The following is a 15,256-nucleotide window of genomic DNA, read 5'->3' as shown; positions in this document are numbered from 1 at the left end:
TCCTGTGGCGGCGAGTCGCATCGGGGTAGCTGCGCCGCAGCGCGCAATGCACGACAGCGCGCGGTCCGATTGCATAACATGGTTTTATGGTGATCGATGCGGCGCGTCTGCCGCGTTCTGGCGAGGAGGATAGCGATGCGGGCAATGCTGTTCGACGGCGAGAATCCGCGGCTGCGCGAAGCCGATCTACCCGACCCGGCACCGGGCGCGGGCGAACTGCTGATCGACGTGCATGCGTGCGGCGTATGCCGCACCGACCTGCACGTCGTGGACGGCGATCTCGCTCACCCGAAAAGACCGCTCGTTCCCGGTCACGAGATCGTCGGCACGGTCGCGGCGCTCGGGGCCGGCGTGACGGGTTTCGCGCCCGGCGACCGCGTGGGCGTGCCGTGGCTCGGCCGCACCTGCGGCCATTGCCGTTTCTGCGCCGACGGGCGCGAGAACCTCTGCGACGCACCCGGCTTCACGGGCTACACGATCGACGGCGGCTACGCCACGCGCACCGTCGCCGACGCCCGCTATAGCTTTCATCTGCCGCGCCAGTACAGCGACCTCGAGGCCGCGCCGCTCCTCTGCGCGGGACTCATCGGCTATCGCTCGCTCGCGCTGGCGGGCGATGCACGGCGCATCGGCATCTACGGCTTCGGCGCCGCGGCGCATATCGTCGCGCAGGTCGCGCGCCACCAGGGGCGCACCGTCTACGCGTTCACGCGTCCGGGCGATGTCGCAGCGCAGCAGTTCGCGCGGCGCCTCGGTGCGACGTGGGCCGGCGGCAGCGACGAGCGCGCGCCCGAGGAACTCGACGCGGCACTGCTGTTCGCGCCGGTCGGCGCGCTCGTGCCCGCTGCGCTGCGGGCGCTGACGAAGGGCGGCACGGTCGTGTGCGGCGGCATCCACATGAGCGACATTCCCTCGTTTCCTTACGCATGGCTGTGGGAAGAGCGGCGCATCGTTTCGGTGGCGAATCTCACGCGCGAGGACGGGGCGACGTTCATGGCGATCGCTGCGCGGCACAAGCTCGAAATCGAAACCACGCCGTACCCGCTCGCGCGCGCGAACGAGGCGCTGGCCGATTTGCGCGAGGGACGGCTCACGGGCGCGGCGGTGTTGACGATGCGCTGAGCCGGTCAGGTGGATCACGATGGTGACGCAGTAGAGACAACGGGTCGCACTGGCCGGGGCGCGCATCCGTACCTGAATGCGCTACAACGATCTTTATCTAGATAGCGCGCCGGGAGCCGGTGCGCAACATGGGCGACGCCCGGGAGGTCCATGATGTACAAGCAGATTCTGGTAGCGGTCGATGGCAGCCGCAGCGGCCGGCGCGCGCTCGAGGAGGCCGTGAAGGTCGCAAAAGCGACTGGCGCCGCCGTTCAGGCGCTGTATGTCGTGCGGCATCCGGCGCGGCTCGTGGACGTCAGTACGGGCTTCGCCGAGGAACAGGCGCGCCACTCGGCGGAAAACGACGCGGCAACGGCGGCGCTCGAAGAGGCGAAACTGGTGTTCGCGCAGGCTCAGGTGCCGGGCTCAACGCGCGCGGCCGACGCAAGCGGCGAGGAGATCGCCGCAGTGATCTCGCGCATCGCCGCCGAGGACGGCGCGGACCTCGTCGTGATGGGTACGCGTGGCTTGTCGGGCATGAAGCGCCTGTTGCTCGGCAGCGTGGCCGAGTCGTTCCTGCGCATGGCGGACCGGCCGGTGATGCTGGTGCGCGACGAAGAGCTGCCGGCCAACTGACCGGTTGCCCGGTTCCACCGGCCGGTTCGGGTCGAGGGCGCGATCGGCCGGGCAGCGTTCCCGCCCTTACAGTCCGTCGCGAAATACCCGCGATGACAAGCCTGGTGTTGACTCGCTGCGCATCAAGTATCTCGAAATGTGACGTCGATCAAGCGACAAATCGCCCATTCGTCGCGCGGGACGCCGTCTTCCTGCCTATGATGTTGGCTTGAGTCGGCCGTCTTGCGAACATACGGCACTCCGAAGCATCCCGTTCCCCATCGTCGCGCGTGAAGCGCTTTCATTTCGCTCGCCGCAGCCCGCGTCCCGTCGCGGTCCACCGCGGTCTCTTTGGCAGCAAACGCATCCGGCCGCGCCGGGCGAAAGCTACATAAGGAGGAGATTGACCATGGCAACCGCTTCCCATCCCTCATTCGACGCCGCCTCGCCCGGCAACGCGATGGGCGTCTCATTCGACACGTACCGTGCCAACACGTCGGCCGCGTTGCGCCTGCTCGTCGGGCAGCAGCAATGGCGCGAGCAGTTGCTGAAGCTGGAGCAGCGCCGCATCGCGCGCGACCGCGAGGCGGTCGAGGGCCTGCTCGAATCGCTGCGCACCGCGCGCGACTGGACCGATTTCGCGGTCGCCACGCAATCAGTCTGGCGCGACTATCTCGGCGCGAGCACCACGCTCTGGCAAGAGGGCGTCGCGGCGGCGATGCAGAGCGCGAGCACGTGGTCCGACAGTGCGCGCGACTTCACGCAGCAGTGGCAGGAGGCCTGTGCGGGCGCGCAAGCCAGCGCAGCCAAGGTGCCGGGTGCGTTGCCGATGCGCGAGTGGATGAACGCCTTCGAGCGCGCAATGAGCAGCGCCGCCAATGGTGCAGTGCATCCGGGCAAGGCGGCGGGCGCAGGCCGTGCGCAGGGCGCCAGCGCGGGCGGAGGCCAGCATGGCCACTAAGCGCGTTGCTTTCGTCACGGGCGGCATGGGCGGACTCGGCGAGGCGATCAGCCGGCGCCTGCACGATGCGGGCATGACCGTCGCCGTCTCTTGCTCGGCGGCGAACACGCGCGCCGATGCCTGGCTTGCCGCCGAACGCGCGGCGGGCCGTGACTTCGGCTGCCACCACATGAACGTCGCCGACTACGAGGCCTGCGAGCGCGCGGCGCAGCAAGCGCTCGACGATCTCGGCCAGGTGGACGTGCTCATCAACAATGCGGGCATTACGTGCGACCGCAGCTTCGTGAAGATGTCGAAATCCGATTGGGACTCCGTGCTGCGCACCGATCTCGACGCGCTCTTCAACGTGACGAAGCCGTTCCTGCCCGGCATGATCGAGCGCGGCTTCGGGCGCATCATCAATATCGGCTCGGTCAACGGCTCGCGCGGCGCTTTCGGGCAGACCAACTATTCGGCGGCGAAAGCGGGCATGCATGGCTTCACGAAGGCGCTCGCACTGGAAGTGGCGAAGAAAGGCGTGACGGTGAACACCGTGTCGCCGGGCTACCTCGCCACGCAAATGGTGGAAGCCGTACCGAAAGATGTGCTGGATGCGCGCATCCTCCCGCAGATTCCAGTAGGCCGTCTCGGGCAACCGAACGAGGTCGCGGCACTCGTGGCGTTCCTCTGTTCGGACGATGCGGCGTTCATCACCGGCGCCGATATCGCGATCAACGGCGGCATGCACATGCAATGACGCGCCGCGCGGCGACACAAAAATTTCGGGCGCGGCAAAAAACGGGTCTTGCAAACGCGCGAGGCGCCTTCATGTTGGAACGGTAAGCGGCAGCGACCGCGCCGCGCGAGCGGCGCGCTTCGTTGCAGGCGATTCCCGGACGTCGGCCGCAGAGGTGTCATGCGCCTGTGCGAGTTGATGGGGGAACTTAGGAATCCGACGCAACGCCGTCGTTGTGTGGACACGAAAAACGTTCTGCCATGGAGGCATCAATGAGCACTATCTCGCGTTACGATCCGTTTTCGATGGAAGGTGTGCCCGATCTGTTTCACGGGCTGTTCCGGCCGTTGCGTGCTACGAGCGGCGCGGAAGGGCAAGCGGCCAGTATCCGGATCGACGTGACGGAAGACGAGGCTGGTTTCACGGTGAAGGCTGAAATGCCCGGCGTCGACCGGAAAGACATCGACGTGAAAATCGATGGCAATCTCGTTTCGATTGCCGCGAAAGTCGAGCGCGGCAGCGAACTGAAGGAAGGTGAGCGCGTGGTGCGTCGCGAGCGTTATGCGGGCAGCGTGAGCCGCGCGTTCACGCTCGCCGCGGAAATCGACGATGCAAAGGCGGCCGCGCAATACAAGGATGGCGTGCTGACGCTGACGCTACCGAAGCGGGCCGCAAGCGCCAGTAAGCGCCTCGAAATCAACTAAGGGCGAGAGGCTGTAAGCGGGCGGCGCGCAGACTGCATATCGTGCAGCTGCGCGCCGCTTTCTTGCTTCAGACACCGGCGCGTAACACAGCGAAACATGGCTGTAGCGAAACTGTACGATTAACTCGCTATGCTGGGGTGACTCAAGCCCACGGCCCTTCGGTCGATTGCTTTTTCGGGCATGTGGCTGGAATCGGCGCTTGCGCCTCGACTCCGGCCAACAACTGGAGAGACCTGATGCTCAGTCACCACGAACTAGCGACCCTGCTGCTGATCCGTGATGCGGACGCCCCGATTCAAATGATCGATTCCGATTTCCTTGCGCTGCAGCGCTATCGTCTCGTCGAAATGGACGAGGCGGGCGGCGACCCCACGCTGCGCCTCACCACCCGCGGTCGCGAACTGCTGCGGCGACTCACCCACGACGAGGGCGGCGAGCCCACTACTTGAGCGGCCGCCGCGAGCGGCTCTTGCGTAGCAAGGCGTGTCAAGAGCGTTTCATCGAGCGCTACGCCCGTTACAACCGTGTAATACGTCGCGGAACGCTCTGCGATACAGTGCTGGCTTTTGATTCCCACCACGCTGTTTTCATACGCAAGAGCCGACTCATGAACGCCGTTACCAAGCCCGCTGTCCGCCTGTTTGCCCTGATTTCCTGCGCCGCGCTTTTCGCGCCGCTCGCTGCTGTCGCCCAACCGTATCACCACGAGGTATGTCACGTCGAGCACGTCCACCATCACGCTGAGCGCGTCTGTCATCACGTGCGCTGATATTGCACCGCTTGCAAAGCTGAATGCAGGAAGACGCCGCACTTTTTGTGCGGCGTTTCTTTTTTATTCATGTAATTAGGATGGCAAAATAAATATCAGAAATTTGTGCTACGTCATGTCGTAATTAATTGAAAGAGTGGGTTTGCACAAAATATGCCTCGTCGCGGTATGCTCCGCGTTCCGTTGCATACGTTTTCCTTGCAGCGAGTCACGTCATCCCAACCGCAAGGCCAAACGCACGCAATGAAAAACATCACGTCGCTAGCCGCAGCCGGTGTTGTCGGCAGCGCGCTCGCCTTGGCTTCGGGGTCAGTTTGCGCGCAGGAATTCACGCTCTACACAGGGCCGCTCAAAAGCGGCGCCGATCATACCTATTCGCGGCAAATGGATTACACGGAGGGTTTCGGCCAGTATTTTGCCGGCAGCATTGCCTGGCTCAACGAAGGCCATATTCCGGATCATCACCGCGACGGCCAGGCCATCCAGGCGTGGGCGCGTTTGCCGCTCGCGCAGCGCCGCTTCGTATTCGCGCTGGGTGTCGGGCCGTATCGCTATTTCGATACCGAGGCCGCGTCACAAGGCCAGGGCTGGTCCGATACGCACGGCTGGGGCGTGCTCTACAGTGCGCGCGCCACGTGGTACTCCACGCATCGCTGGACAGCGAACCTGCAGCTCAACCGCGTGCAAGTGTCGCGCGGGCCATCGACGACATCGCTCATGCTGGGCGTGGGCTATCAGCTCGACGCGCCCGGCACGCCAGGGCCGCGCGATTTCGCGCTGCCGCGCACGCAGAAAGTGACGAACAACGAGATCACGCTGATGGCGGGCGAGACGATCCTCAACAGCCTCGAATCGCAGACATCGGCGGCCGAGGCAATCGAGTACCGGCGCGGCATCAATTCCTTTCTCGACGCCACGGTGGGATATCTGCACGAGGGCAATGGCATCTCGGCGCGGCGCGATGGCGCGACGGCGCAAATCTGGCTCACGCGCGCGTTCTTCGACGAGCGTCTCACGCTCGGGTTCGGCGCGGGCCTCTACGCGGCGATCCATCACGGTGAGCACCCCGACGAGCGTGATACCGGCGACGGGATTCTCTCGGGGCTCGTCTCCGTTTCGGCTTCCTATCGCTTGACGCAGCACTGGGCGGCGCGCGTCACCTGGAACCGCGTGGTCACGCGCTATAGCCGCGATACGGACGTGATCCTGGGTGGTATCGGCTACCGGTTCTGAGCGATGGTGAAGTAGCCAGCGCGGGCACGCCTTGCGTCGGCATGGACTTGCCCGCTAGTCGCGACGTTAGCTACCCTGAGGCGGACGGCCACCGCCGCCGCCAGGCCCGCCACCGCCGCCAGGTCCGCCACCGCCTCCCGGTCCGCCACCACCACCGCCGCCACCGCCGCCACCTCCCTGCGGTCGATTATTCCCGCCGCCGGACGGCCGCCCACCGCCTTGCCCCTGAGGCCGGCCGCCGCCCTGGCCGGGCGGACGGGCATTCCCTTGATCAGGCGGACGGGCATTTCCTTGTCCCGGCGGCCGCGCGTGCCCTTGTCCGGGCGGCCGCGCGTTGTTATTGCCGGGGCCCGCGCCGGGTGGCCGGTTTCCCTGTCCCGCGTTGTTGTTGGGCGGCCGATTCCCGCCGCCCTGGTTGGGCGGCCGTGTGCCGCCCGGCGGACGACCGACGGGCGGACGCGGCCGCACGGGCGGCGGCGGCAGAGGTCGTGGCCCTGGATGGCGCGCCCAGCGCGATTGATTGGAGTACCACGGCCGGTCGCGGTAGTGCATGCCCCAGTACGCGCCGAGCGAGAACGTCACGATAGGCAGACCGATGCGCGGGCCATAGTTCATCACCGGCACGCGTTGTCCTTGCCACGGATAGCTGATGAAGGTGCCGTAGACCCAGCCTCGCAGGCCCGGAAAACCGATGTCGCACCAGCTAAAGCCCGCGACGCAGCCCCATACCGTCACTGCCACGCCACCCGGAATCTGCGCGACGATCGGAAAGTCGGCTGCGGGTCCTGCGTAGATGTTGACGGTCTGATTCGTGAATGCCTGCGACTGGGCGTGCGCGGGCGGAGTAGCCACGAATAAGCCGGCTAGCGCGGCGAGCACGACACCGAGAAACTGCTTGCGCATTGCTGCCTCCCGCTGGGTGGAATCACCCGGACATTTATTGAGATAGCAACCATAACGGTAGCAGATAAGGCTTTTAGGGCGCGTCGAGGCATGTAACGGCTTATTTCGTGCGCGTGCGCGCGCACCGGTCAGGCGCGGCGTTCAGCGCGTTCAGCGCGTTCAGCACGCATTCGGCCAATTGCCGGCGTGGCGCACGCAGTATGCCGCGCTGTGCAAAAATCGCGGCCTCGGTTCGCAAAGAAGAAAACAGGCGGCCGATTCCGTATCAGCAGACGAGGAGCAGACCACCGTGATTCAGCGTATTTCCCACTTCTTTACCGGCGTAGTGCATCGGATCCTGCCGGACCCGCTCATCTTCGCCATTCTCCTCACCGTCGTGACCTTCGTGCTGGCGTTCGCGCTCACGCCGCAGCCGCCTGAAGCGCTCGTCTTGATGTGGGGTTCGGGCTTCTGGAACCTGCTCGCGTTCGCGATGCAGATGGTCCTGATTCTCGTCACCGGCCACGCGCTTGCCAGCTCCGGCCCGGTCAAGCGCATGCTGGTCGCGCTGGCGAGTTGCGCGCGCACGCCGGGCCAGGGCGTGATGCTGGTGGCATTCGTGGGCGCAATTGCCTGCGCGATCAACTGGGGCTTCGGGCTCGTGCTCGGCGCGATGTTCTCGCGCGAAGTGGCCCGGCGAGTGCGCGGCGCGGATTATCGGTTGCTCGTTGCCGCCGCGTACATGGGCTTTCTCACGTGGCACGGCGGCCTTTCCGGCTCGGTGCCGCTCGTCGCGGCCACGAAGGGCAATCCGATGGAAAAGGCCGTCGGCCTGATCCCGGTCTCGCAGACCATCTTCACGGGCTATAACGCGTTCATCACGATCGGACTGATCGTGCTGCTGCCGATTCTCGTGCGTCTCATGATGCCGAAGCCCGAAGATGTCGTCTCGGTCGACCCCGCGCTGCTCGAAGACCCGCCGAGCGTCGAGCGCAAGCTCGGCCCGGATGCGACTTTCGCCGAGCGCATCGAGGAAAGCCGCGCGCTCGCGCTGCTGGTGGCGGCACTGTGCTTCGTGTTCCTCGGCTTCCGCTTTCACACGAAGGGCTTTGCGCTCGACATCGACACCGTGAACCTCGTGTTTCTCGCGGCGGGCCTCGTGCTGCACAAAACGCCGATGGCCTACGCGCGCGCCGTGGCCGGCGCCGCAAGGGGCGCCTCGGGCATCATGATCCAGTTCCCGTTCTACGCGGGCATTCAGGCGCTCATGGACCACTCGGGTCTCGCGGGCGTCATTACGAAGTGGTTCGTCGATATCGCGAACGTGCACACGTTTCCGCTGCTCGTGTTTCTCAGCTCGGCGGTGATCAACTTCGCGGTGCCTTCGGGCGGCGGCCACTGGGTCGTGCAGGGGCCGTTCGTGATGCCGGCGGCGCAGGCGCTGGGCGCGGACCTCGGCAAGTCGGCGATGGCGATCGCTTACGGCGAGGCATGGACCAACATGGCGCAGCCGTTCTGGGCGCTGCCCGCGTTCGCGATCGCCGGCCTCGGCGTGCGTGACATCATGGGTTACTGCGTGACCACGTTGCTGTTCTCGGGCGTCGTATTCGTCGCGGGGATGTATCTCTTCTGAGCGTGAAACGGGCGGGGCGCGAGCCCCGTCCGGTCATTTGTGCCCGGTGGCGTGCTTCGCCAGAAAGTCGCGCAGCACGATTGCGTGATTGCGCTGCGTGTCGTGGGAGCCATAGAGCAGGGTGATGTGCCCGTTCCCGGCCGCTTCGGCGAGCGGCCGCCAGGCGTCCGGATTGGCGTTCAGCTCGGCCAGATAGCGCTTCCTGAATTCGGTCCACTGCTCCGGGTCCTTGTGGAACCATTGGCGCAGTTCGGTGCTCGGCGCCACCTCCTTCAGCCATTCCACGTTCGCGAGCTTTTCCTTGCTCAGGCCGCGCGGCCACAGCCGATCCACCAGATAGCAGTGGTGTCCCTGCTCGGGCAGCGGTTCGTAGACACGCTGGATATCGATTGCCGGGTTCGTCATCGTCGGCTCCTTTTTAGTGGTGTGCGCGTGGCGGCCTTCAGGTGCCAGCAATGCTTTTACGCGCGCCTGCAGCGCGGGCAGGACGTCGAGTTCGAACCACGGGTGGCGCTTGAACCACGCCTGATTGCGTGGCGACGGATGCGGCAGCGGCACGAAATTGGGTGCATAGTCGCGCCAGGCCGCCACCGTCTCGGTGAGCGAGCCGCGGCGCTCGCTGCCGAGAAAATAGCGCTGGGCATACTGGCCGACGAGCAGGGTCAGGCGCACGCCGCGCAACTGCTCGATGAGCCGCGCGTGCCACAGTGGGGCGCATTCCGGGCGCGGCGGGTTGTCTCCGCCGCCGCCGCGGCCGGGGTAGCAAAAGCCCATCGGCACGAGCGCGACCTGGGCGGCGTCGTAGAACGTTTCGCTGTCGATGCCGAGCCACGCGCGCAGCCGTTTACCGCTCGCGTCGTCCCACGGCACGCCCGAGGCGTGGACCTTCGCGCCCGGCGCCTGGCCGACGATCAGCAGGCTTGCCGTATCGCTTGCCTGCAGCACAGGGCGCGGCCCGAGCGGCAGCGCGTCGGCGCAGGCATGGCAGGCGCGGATTTCGGCGAGCAGCGCGGGAAGCGGGCCCGATAGCGAAACCGGCCCGCGAAGCGGATGGACATTCGACACGGCAAGGCAGGAAGGTGTGGCGGGAGATCCAGTCTACCAAACGCCCTGGTGCGCCACTGCGACCGGGCCGCCGCGCGCTGATCGCAGCGCGACTCCAGCGCGTTCGAGCCAGATTGCGCGCTGCGTCATTCTCGTGCGGCCATTTACGCTTTTCCTGTAATCTCGCCCGTGGTCTGTCTGGAACGGAGCCGCAATGCCTGCCGAAGCCGAGACGTCAACCCGCACGACCCCCACCGAGCCCTTGCTCGTCGATCTCGCACTGCAAGGCGGCGGCTCCCATGGCGCATACACATGGGGTGTGCTGGACCGCCTGCTCGAAGAGTCGTGGCTGCAGATCGAAGGCATTTCGGGCACCTCGGCGGGCGCGATGAACGCCGCCGTGCTCGCGAGCGGCCATGCGTTGGGCGGCGCGGCCGGCGCGCGCGAGGCGCTCGAACGCTTTTGGCGCCGCGTGGCCGACGCCGCGCGCTTCAGCCCGTTCCGGCGCGGCCCCGTCGACATCCTGCTCGGGCGCTGGACGCTCGATCATTCACCCGTGTTCGTCGCGCTCGACATGATGGCGCGCGTCGTCTCCCCGTACGACCTGAATCCGGGGCGCGTGAACCCGTTGCGCACGATCCTCGCCGACACCATCGACTTCGACGCGTTGCGCCGCTCGCGCATCAAGCTCTTCGTCACGGCCACGCGCGTTTCCAACGGGCAGGCGCGCGTGTTCCGCAATGCCGATGTCACGCCCGACGCGCTGCTCGCCTCGGCCTGTCTGCCTACGCTCTTTCAGGCCGTCGAGATAGACGGTGAGGCCTACTGGGACGGCGGTTACGCGGGCAATCCGACGATTACGCCGCTGATTCGCGAGACCGATTCGATCGACACGATCCTCGTGCAGGTGAACCCCGTGGAGCGCGCGGGCACGCCGCGCTCGGCGCGCGACATCATCAACCGCGTGAACGAGATCGCGTTCAACTCGCCGCTAATCAAGGAGCTGCGCATGATGGCGCTGCTGCACAAGGTCGCCGACGCAGGCAGCGAGGAGGGCCGCCGCTGGGCGCATATGCGCCTGCATCGCGTGCATAGCGCGAAGCTCGTCACGCTGGGCGCGTCGTCGAAGCTCAACGCAGAGTGGTCGTTCATCACGATGCTGCGCGACGAAGGCCGCCACACCGCCGATGAATTCCTGGCGCAACACGGTGCGCAGCTCGGCGTGGCATCCACGTTCAATTTCGAAGCGCTGCTCGAAGGGGTGCTGCAATGAGCGCGGGCGCGCTCGTTATCGGCCTCGGGGGCATGCTCGCGAGTCTCGCGCTGCTGATCTGGCTCGCGTATCGCGGCTGGAGCGTGCTGCTGCTCGCGCCGCTGTGCGCCATGCTGGCCGCGCTCATTTCCGGCGAGCCGGTGCTCGCGCATTGGACGCAAACATTCATGTCGAGCACGGGCCGTTTTCTCGCCCAGTTCTTTCCGCTCTTCCTGCTCGGCTCGCTGTTCGGCAAGCTGATGGAAGACAGCGGCTCGGTGGACGCCGTGGCGCGCCTCATGATCGACAAGTTAGGCACGCGTCACGCACTCGTGGCCGTGGTGCTGGGCGGCGCGCTCGTCACCTATGGCGGCGTGAGCCTGTTCGTCGCGTTCTTCGTGCTCGCCCCCATGGCGCAGGCGCTGTTTCGCTCTGCCGATATCCCGCGCCGCCTGATGCCCGCTGCGATCATGCTCGGCACGGCGACCTTCACGATGTCGGCGCTGCCCGGCACGCCCGCGCTGCAAAACGCCATTCCGATGCCGTTCTTCGGCACGACGCCGTTCGCGGCGCCGGGCCTTGGCGTGATCGCGAGCCTCGTGATGGCGGGCTTCGGCCTCTGGTGGCTCGGGCGCGCGGCGGCGGCGGCGCGGCGCAACGGCGAGGGCTTTGTCGAGCCCGATAACGGCGGCGCCGATGACGAAGAGCGCGGCAAGTCCTCGCTCGTGCGCGAGCGCGCGAGTCTCGCCCAAGCCTTCGATCCCGCCGAGATCGGCGGCGCGGCTGTACCGGACCATGCGGGGCCGCCGTCGCCCTTCGTCGCGCTCGCGCCGCTCGTGGTCGTCGTGGCGATGAACTTCGTGATGAACGTCGTGGTGTTCCCGCGCATCGACGCGTCGTATCTCGCCGAACCGCGCTGGGGTTCGACCACGCTTTCGGCGGTGGCGGGCGTGTGGGGTGTCTCGGTTGCGCTCGCGCTCGGCATCATCGTGCTGGTGGCGCTCAATCGCGGGCGGCTCGGCGCGCTACGCGAGAGCGTCGATGCGGGCGCCAACGCGTCGGTGTTGCCGGTGCTGAGCGTGGGCAGCCTCGTGGGCTACGGCGCCGTGATTGCCGCATTGCCCGCGTTCGAGGCCGTGCGCGACTGGGTGCTCGGCATCGGCGGCGGCCCGCTCGTCTCGCTCGCCGTGGCCACGAACCTGCTCGCCGGGCTCACGGGCTCGGCCTCGGGCGGGTTGACCATCGCGCTCGACGCGCTCGGTGGCACCTACATGCAGCTCGCTGCCCAGCATGGCATCGATCCCGCTTTGCTGCACCGCGTCGCCGTGATGTCGTCGGGCACGCTCGACAGCCTGCCGCACAACGGCGCCGTCGTCACGCTGCTGGCCGTGTGCGGCTCGACGCATCGCGAAAGCTACCGCGACCTCGTGGTGGTGAGCATCGTCGGCGCGCTCATCGCGCTCGCCGTCGTGATCGTGCTCGGGTCGCTGTTCGGCAGTTTCTGACTGGCGTTCCTGCGCGAAACACGCCGCGGGGCAGCGATCCGCCAACGCGCGTAGACTCTCGCGAAGCGGCGGCCCTTCGCAAGGAGGCTTCATGAAATTGCTTGCTGTCCACCCGAGCGGACTGATGTATACGCGCGTGTTCCTGCGGCTCGAGCCGCTGGGTCTCGAATCCGTAGCCGGTACGGCGCGCGATGCGGGCCATGACGTGCGCCTGCTCGATCTGCAGGTCGAGACACACCGTGACCTCATGCGCATGGTGCGTGACTGGCAGCCCGAGGCGCTCTGCTTCTCGGGCAACTATCTGGCCAACATTCCCGAGATCATCGATCTCTCGAAGGCCGTGAAGGCCGCGCTTCCCTCGTGTTTCGTCTTCGTCGGGGGCCACAGCGTGTCGTTCACCGCACACGATCTGCTGCGCCATGCCGACGGCGCGATCGATTGCGTGCTGCGCGGCGAGGGTGAAGCTTCGGTGAACGAACTGCTCGAAGCGGTGTCGCGCCGCGCCGACCTGCTCGAGGTGCCCGGCGTCCTCACGAGCCACGGATCGGGTCCGCCGCCAGGCTTCGTCGAGAATCTCGATCCGGTGCGGCCCGCGCGCGACCTGCTACGCCATCGCCGCAAGTATTTCATCGGCACGCTCGATCCCTGCGCCTCCATCGAGTTCGCGCGTGGCTGCCCGTGGGACTGCACGTTCTGCAGCGCATGGACGTTCTACGGACGCAGCTACCGCACGCGCAGCCCCGAAGTCGTCGTGGACGAACTGGCGGCGTTGCGCGAGCCGGGCGTATTCATCGTCGATGACGTGGCGTTCGTGCATGCCGAACACGGCATGGCGATCGGCGAGGCGATCAAGCGGCGCGGCATCGACAAGCGCTACTACCTGGAAACGCGTGGCGACGTGCTTCTGCGCAACAAGGACGTGTTCCGTCTGTGGCAGTCCATTGGCCTGAAGTACATGTTCCTCGGTCTGGAGGCGATCGACGAGGCGGGGCTCAAGGCGTTTCGCAAACGGATCAGCCTTGACAAGAATTTCGAGGCGCTCGAATTCGCGCGTTCGTTGGGGATTACCGTCGCGATCAACCTGATTGCCGATCCGGACTGGGACCGCGAACGCTTCGAGACGATCCGCCAGTGGTGCCTGGAGATTCCCGAGATCGTCAATATCAGCGTGAATACGCCATATCCGGGCACGGAGAACTGGCAGCGCGAGGCGCGGCGCCTCACGAGCCTCGACTATCGCCTTTATGACATCCAGCACGCCGTCGTGCCGACGAAACTTCCGCTGCCCGAGTTCTACGCGGAACTCGTGCGCACGCAGCAGGTGCTCAATCGCAAGCACATGGGCTGGACCGCGCTGCGCGGCGCGGCGGGGCAGGCCACGCATCTGCTATTGCACGGCCAGACCAATTTCGTGCGCATGCTGTGGCGTTTCAACTCGGTGTTCGATCCGCGCCTGCAAATGGCCGACCACGCGCGCGAAGTCCACTACGAGATGACGCCGCCGCCCGGCATGAGCGGCGCGCCGCAGGTCGATATGAAGACCGTCTACATTCATGGCCCCTCCGGCCGCAAGGGCCGCAAGATCGACGACGCCACGGAGAAGTTCGTCGACGAGACACGCATGGGTCTCGGCTGATTGTTCGGCCGGCGCCGTCTTGACGTACACCGGTTGCGCGCGCGTCCTGCCGTCGAGGTTCGACGCGCGCGGCGCCGAATAGCCCGCTGAGCACAACGTCGGCCGTCTCTACGATGCGAAGCCTGCGCTGAAGTCGTTTTACGAAACGCTCGATCCATGCAACTGCTTCAATCCCGGCATCGGCCATACGTCGAAGTTCGCGCGATATCGTGAGCCGCAGGCGCAGCGCGAACCGCTAGTCCAGTAAACAAAAAGACGGCGGCGGTATCGAACCGTCGCCGTAAAGGGCACGTACCCTTGCGCTGCGCAGCGCGCTTCCTCCGTATCAGCTCTTCGTCGTCGTTGCCATCCAGCCGTTCTGCGTGCTGATCTGCGTGATTTCCTTCGCAATCGAGCGGGCCAGCTTGCCGGCATCCGACGAGAGCGTGTCGCGCTTCGCCTCCGAGGCGCCGTGCAGACCGCCGCCCACCACCGCGGCCGTCGCCACATGGCCAGCCGCCGCGCCCACGCCCGCCGTCTCGGCCATGCCAGGCATATGGCCGCTATCCGCCTTCGTCTGGAAGCTCAGGAGCGGTTGCGGTTCGCCGCCGTTGGCGGGCTGGAACAGCACCGCGATCGTCGCGCCCACTTCGCTCTTGCCCGCGCCGAGACCAATCAGCATGCGGCGGCGGCTGCTGCCCGCGTCCATCGTGTCGATGCGGCCTTCCACGATCAACGCGTTGTGGCCAGCGGGTGCGGGACCGTCCATGCGCACGGCGGGCAGGCCCATTTTCTGAAGTTCGCTCACGAGCTGATCGGCGAGATGCTCGCGCGTTTGCAGCGCGGCCTGCTGTTGCTGCTGCGCCGACGACTCGCCGCTCGTCATCGTCTTGAGCTTGTGCAGCATGCCGGTGCTGTCGAGCTTCACCTGGTCGGCGGCGGCGTCGAACGTGTAGACGTAGACGACGTCGGCGTGCAGTTGCGGGAGCGGGCCGTTCGTCTGCACGACCGGCGCGGCCGACGCGCAGCCGCTCGCGAACAGCGCGCCGGCGAGGAACGTGGTGCCCGCGATGCGCTTGGCCTTGTTGACGAGGAAGTTGATGATCGTTTGCATGTCGATGTCCTTTTACCTGAAAGAGTGTCTCGTTTCTGCCGATACTCGCAATTTATTCAGGATGGCGAACTATCGACCAGGGTGCTTCGGCGTCTGGGCTTCGGTTTGTTCTG

General features: G+C 66.2%; 15 protein-coding genes and 2 pseudogenes. 13 read left to right on the top strand and 4 right to left on the bottom strand.

Annotated features, from left to right (window positions below):
• Nucleotides 1-135 precede the first annotated feature (135 nt).
• From ACOJB8_RS13670 to ACOJB8_RS13635, 8 genes are all read left to right on the top strand, one after another.
• Nucleotides 136-1,122, top strand: a complete 987-nt coding sequence (locus ACOJB8_RS13670; RefSeq protein ID WP_475012905.1) for a zinc-dependent alcohol dehydrogenase family protein — start codon at nucleotides 136-138, stop codon at nucleotides 1,120-1,122.
• 153 nt (nucleotides 1,123-1,275) lie between these two features.
• The gene (locus tag ACOJB8_RS13665) at nucleotides 1,276-1,737 is read left to right on the top strand and encodes a universal stress protein (RefSeq protein WP_342946628.1); all 462 of its coding nucleotides are present in this window, start codon (nucleotides 1,276-1,278) and stop codon (nucleotides 1,735-1,737) included.
• Nucleotides 1,738-2,125: 388 nt separating this feature from the next.
• Complete coding sequence (locus tag ACOJB8_RS13660) at nucleotides 2,126-2,677, top strand: hypothetical protein (RefSeq protein WP_342946076.1); 552 nt, start codon at nucleotides 2,126-2,128, stop codon at nucleotides 2,675-2,677.
• Complete coding sequence (phbB, locus tag ACOJB8_RS13655; RefSeq protein ID WP_475012904.1) at nucleotides 2,667-3,413, top strand: acetoacetyl-CoA reductase; 747 nt, start codon at nucleotides 2,667-2,669, stop codon at nucleotides 3,411-3,413. The genes ACOJB8_RS13660 and phbB overlap by 11 nt, the downstream gene beginning before the upstream one ends.
• A gap of 251 nt (nucleotides 3,414-3,664) precedes the next feature.
• Nucleotides 3,665-4,096 (top strand): Hsp20/alpha crystallin family protein, encoded by a 432-nt coding sequence (locus ACOJB8_RS13650; protein WP_368684187.1) that lies wholly within the window; start codon nucleotides 3,665-3,667, stop codon nucleotides 4,094-4,096.
• A gap of 236 nt (nucleotides 4,097-4,332) precedes the next feature.
• Entirely contained in the window at nucleotides 4,333-4,545 is a 213-nt protein-coding gene (locus tag ACOJB8_RS13645; RefSeq protein ID WP_368684188.1) for a hypothetical protein, read from the top strand.
• Nucleotides 4,546-4,703: 158 nt separating this feature from the next.
• Entirely contained in the window at nucleotides 4,704-4,865 is a 162-nt protein-coding gene (locus ACOJB8_RS13640) for a hypothetical protein (protein ID WP_176732820.1), read from the top strand.
• 243 nt (nucleotides 4,866-5,108) lie between these two features.
• Nucleotides 5,109-6,098 (top strand): hypothetical protein, encoded by a 990-nt coding sequence (locus tag ACOJB8_RS13635; RefSeq protein WP_475012901.1) that lies wholly within the window; start codon nucleotides 5,109-5,111, stop codon nucleotides 6,096-6,098.
• Nucleotides 6,099-6,164: 66 nt separating this feature from the next.
• Here the strand turns inward: ACOJB8_RS13635 and ACOJB8_RS13630 are convergent, their stop codons facing one another.
• Complete coding sequence (locus tag ACOJB8_RS13630; protein WP_475012899.1) at nucleotides 6,165-7,001, bottom strand: SH3 domain-containing protein; 837 nt, start codon at nucleotides 6,999-7,001, stop codon at nucleotides 6,165-6,167.
• Nucleotides 7,002-7,290: 289 nt separating this feature from the next.
• On the opposite strand from ACOJB8_RS13630, the gene ACOJB8_RS13625 reads away from it, so the two are divergent.
• Entirely contained in the window at nucleotides 7,291-8,613 is a 1,323-nt protein-coding gene (locus tag ACOJB8_RS13625; protein ID WP_475012897.1) for a TIGR00366 family protein, read from the top strand.
• A 33-nt stretch (nucleotides 8,614-8,646) separates the two neighbouring features.
• On the opposite strand, the gene ACOJB8_RS13620 is transcribed toward ACOJB8_RS13625, so the two are convergent.
• Nucleotides 8,647-9,018, bottom strand: a complete 372-nt coding sequence (locus ACOJB8_RS13620) for a DUF488 domain-containing protein (RefSeq protein ID WP_368617996.1) — start codon at nucleotides 9,016-9,018, stop codon at nucleotides 8,647-8,649.
• 42 nt (nucleotides 9,019-9,060) lie between these two features.
• Nucleotides 9,061-9,678: pseudogene (locus tag ACOJB8_RS13615) on the bottom strand (uracil-DNA glycosylase family protein); the annotation flags it as partial.
• A 193-nt stretch (nucleotides 9,679-9,871) separates the two neighbouring features.
• Here ACOJB8_RS13615 and ACOJB8_RS13610 point away from each other — a divergent pair.
• From ACOJB8_RS13610 to ACOJB8_RS13595, 4 genes and pseudogenes are all read left to right on the top strand, one after another.
• Nucleotides 9,872-10,930, top strand: a complete 1,059-nt coding sequence (locus ACOJB8_RS13610; RefSeq protein ID WP_475012895.1) for a patatin-like phospholipase family protein — start codon at nucleotides 9,872-9,874, stop codon at nucleotides 10,928-10,930.
• Nucleotides 10,927-12,414 carry a GntP family permease gene (locus tag ACOJB8_RS13605; RefSeq protein WP_475012893.1) on the top strand — a complete coding sequence of 496 codons (1,488 nt, stop codon included), beginning with the start codon at nucleotides 10,927-10,929 and terminating at the stop codon, nucleotides 12,412-12,414. The genes ACOJB8_RS13610 and ACOJB8_RS13605 overlap by 4 nt, the downstream gene beginning before the upstream one ends.
• Before the next feature lie 91 nt (nucleotides 12,415-12,505).
• On the top strand, nucleotides 12,506-14,050 hold the full coding sequence (gene hpnR, locus ACOJB8_RS13600; RefSeq protein WP_475012891.1) for a hopanoid C-3 methylase HpnR: 1,545 nt from the start codon (nucleotides 12,506-12,508) through the stop codon (nucleotides 14,048-14,050).
• A 61-nt stretch (nucleotides 14,051-14,111) separates the two neighbouring features.
• Nucleotides 14,112-14,297: pseudogene (locus ACOJB8_RS13595) on the top strand (hypothetical protein); the annotation flags it as partial.
• Nucleotides 14,298-14,375: 78 nt separating this feature from the next.
• Here the strand turns inward: ACOJB8_RS13595 and ACOJB8_RS13590 are convergent.
• Nucleotides 14,376-15,143 carry a DUF4410 domain-containing protein gene (locus tag ACOJB8_RS13590; protein WP_368684195.1) on the bottom strand — a complete coding sequence of 256 codons (768 nt, stop codon included), beginning with the start codon at nucleotides 15,141-15,143 and terminating at the stop codon, nucleotides 14,376-14,378.
• Between the last annotated feature and the right edge of the window lie 113 nt (nucleotides 15,144-15,256).

This window comes from Paraburkholderia sp. BR10141 (assembly GCF_056155635.1).
Note: the sequence above shows the minus strand (reverse complement) of the source record. Positions and strands in the feature narration are given on the sequence as shown.

Excerpts from the sequence above, each read along its gene's own strand:
- ACOJB8_RS13605 (WP_475012893.1), top strand. The coding sequence starts at position 10,927 with ATGAGCGCGGGCGCGCTCGTTATCGGCCTCGGGGGCATGCTCGCGAGT.
- ACOJB8_RS13665 (WP_342946628.1), top strand. The coding sequence starts at position 1,276 with ATGTACAAGCAGATTCTGGTAGCGGTCGATGGCAGCCGCAGCGGCCGG.
- hpnR (WP_475012891.1), top strand. The coding sequence starts at position 12,506 with ATGAAATTGCTTGCTGTCCACCCGAGCGGACTGATGTATACGCGCGTG.
- ACOJB8_RS13650 (WP_368684187.1), top strand. The coding sequence starts at position 3,665 with ATGAGCACTATCTCGCGTTACGATCCGTTTTCGATGGAAGGTGTGCCC.
- ACOJB8_RS13620 (WP_368617996.1), bottom strand. The coding sequence starts at position 9,018 with ATGACGAACCCGGCAATCGATATCCAGCGTGTCTACGAACCGCTGCCC.
- ACOJB8_RS13635 (WP_475012901.1), top strand. The coding sequence starts at position 5,109 with ATGAAAAACATCACGTCGCTAGCCGCAGCCGGTGTTGTCGGCAGCGCG.
- ACOJB8_RS13640 (WP_176732820.1), top strand. The coding sequence starts at position 4,704 with ATGAACGCCGTTACCAAGCCCGCTGTCCGCCTGTTTGCCCTGATTTCC.
- phbB (WP_475012904.1), top strand. The coding sequence starts at position 2,667 with ATGGCCACTAAGCGCGTTGCTTTCGTCACGGGCGGCATGGGCGGACTC.
- ACOJB8_RS13660 (WP_342946076.1), top strand. The coding sequence starts at position 2,126 with ATGGCAACCGCTTCCCATCCCTCATTCGACGCCGCCTCGCCCGGCAAC.
- ACOJB8_RS13590 (WP_368684195.1), bottom strand. The coding sequence starts at position 15,143 with ATGCAAACGATCATCAACTTCCTCGTCAACAAGGCCAAGCGCATCGCG.
- ACOJB8_RS13670 (WP_475012905.1), top strand. The coding sequence starts at position 136 with ATGCGGGCAATGCTGTTCGACGGCGAGAATCCGCGGCTGCGCGAAGCC.
- ACOJB8_RS13610 (WP_475012895.1), top strand. The coding sequence starts at position 9,872 with ATGCCTGCCGAAGCCGAGACGTCAACCCGCACGACCCCCACCGAGCCC.
- ACOJB8_RS13630 (WP_475012899.1), bottom strand. The coding sequence starts at position 7,001 with ATGCGCAAGCAGTTTCTCGGTGTCGTGCTCGCCGCGCTAGCCGGCTTA.
- ACOJB8_RS13645 (WP_368684188.1), top strand. The coding sequence starts at position 4,333 with ATGCTCAGTCACCACGAACTAGCGACCCTGCTGCTGATCCGTGATGCG.